The sequence below is a fragment of the Terriglobus sp. YAF25 genome, assembly GCF_052113305.1.
In the GTDB taxonomy this organism is placed as follows: Bacteria; Acidobacteriota; Terriglobia; order Terriglobales; family Acidobacteriaceae; genus Terriglobus.
In genome coordinates this window covers 1-1554 of sequence record NZ_JBFRCY010000904.1, presented here as the reverse complement: position 1 = coordinate 1554, position 1554 = coordinate 1, and the positions used below count along the sequence as shown (strand labels likewise).

2 protein-coding genes and 1 pseudogene are annotated in these 1554 nt (G+C 59.2%); all 3 read right to left on the bottom strand.

Translation table 11 applies throughout. From position 1 onward, the window contains the following. A pseudogene (locus AB4043_RS25055) lies at positions 1-131 on the bottom strand (phytoene/squalene synthase family protein); the annotation flags it as partial. Next, a complete protein-coding gene (hpnC, locus tag AB4043_RS25050; RefSeq protein WP_442299406.1) occupies positions 128-1030 on the bottom strand; it encodes a squalene synthase HpnC in 903 nt (300 codons plus the stop codon). The gene hpnC and the pseudogene AB4043_RS25055, both read right to left, overlap by 4 nt. Further along, positions 1024-1554 (bottom strand): zinc-binding dehydrogenase (locus tag AB4043_RS25045; protein WP_442308465.1); only part of this gene is annotated, 531 nt, incomplete at its 5' end. The genes AB4043_RS25045 and hpnC, both read right to left, overlap by 7 nt.

The window sequence follows — 1554 nt, the reverse complement described above, 5'->3', positions numbered from 1 at the left end:
AAGGCATACACCGCGCACATGGCATTGGATTTGTGCGGCGGTAACGCGACGAAGGAATAGTAGAAGTTCTTCGCCTCCCGCTTTGCAATGGCCCGGCACTGCGTATAGGCCTGCTCTACAGAGATACTCACGCGACCATCTTCTCCACAAATGCGCGGCCCAATAGCTTTACCTTGGCCGCCTTGGTCACCACCGGACGCCGTGTGAGCGTGTCATATCCCTGAGATTCAATCGCGTTCAGGATGCTCTCTCCACCGCGGCGGAAAAGACGCAAGGTCACGGCGAGTTGCTTCTCCACACCACGCTCGAGGGCTGCTCCCTCGTTAAACATCGCGCGTGTCTCAGCGACAAGACCGCGCATCATCTCCCGGAACTGCGGTGTGACGCGGCGAGCCGCAATCTGCTCTTCCGTTACGCCGAAGCGCACCATCCAGTCCTGCGGCAGGTAGACACGTCCACGGTCCCAGTCTTCGCCGACATCCTGCCAGAAGTTCGCCAACTGCAGCGCGGTACAGATCCTGTCCGAGAGCAGATTCAGGGATTCGTCGTGATAACCGCAGGTATGCAGGATCATGCGGCCAACGGGGTTCGCGGAATACACCGAGTACTCCTCCAGCTCGGCGATCGAGGCATGCCGGGTCTTGGTCTGATCTGCCTTGAAGGCCGCCAGAAGATCCAGGAACGGCTGCATGGGAATCTTCCGCTCGCGTATGGTCTCGGTCAGCGCAACAAAGATGGGATGCTTCGTCTGCTCGGGAGCCTCATAGCACTCGCGCAGCAGTACACCCCACTCTTCGAGCAGGCGCATACCGATCTCCGGAGTGGCGACCTCATCTCCAAGGTCGTCCGAGGCACGGCAGTAGGAGTAAAGCGCCTCGAAGTCAGTCTTGAACTCCTTCGGCAGGAACCACGTCACGACGTGAAAGTTCTCGTAGTGGCTGGTCGCCAGGTTATGGCACCACGCACGTGCTTCTTCCACCGTTGGGCGCGCTGCGGGCATGACGTACTGGGCTGGAGCGCCTTCTAACATGACACTCCTTCTGGAAAGACGGCCGTCTTGATGTCTTTCACTCCCTCAGCAGAACGCACCATCATCTTGCGGAAGATCTCCGGAACGTCTGCCAGACCGGCGCGGCCCGTAATGTATTCGGCACACTTGAAACGCCCGCTCTTGATCAGCTCGAAGGCAGTCCTGGATGTGGCCGGGGTGTGATGGAAACTCGCCTTCAGCGTGATGTCGCCATAGTGCAGGCGGTTCGTGTCGAGCTGTACCTTTGTTCCGCTGGGAGGACCGCCAAAGAAGTTAACTGTACCGCCCTTGCGGACCATATCAACGGCCCACTCCCAGGTCATTGCCGTCGCTACCGCTTCAATGGCAATGTCCACGCCACGACTTCCGGGCGTCAGCTTGCGGACCTCTGCGATGGCGTCGACCCCGTGAGCAATCTGGACGACGTGCCGCGCTCCGAAGACCTTCGCGGTTTCGATCTGATCATCGCGTTTGACGACAGCAATCACCTCAACGCCGGCAATGTCCGCCGCATGCATAAACAT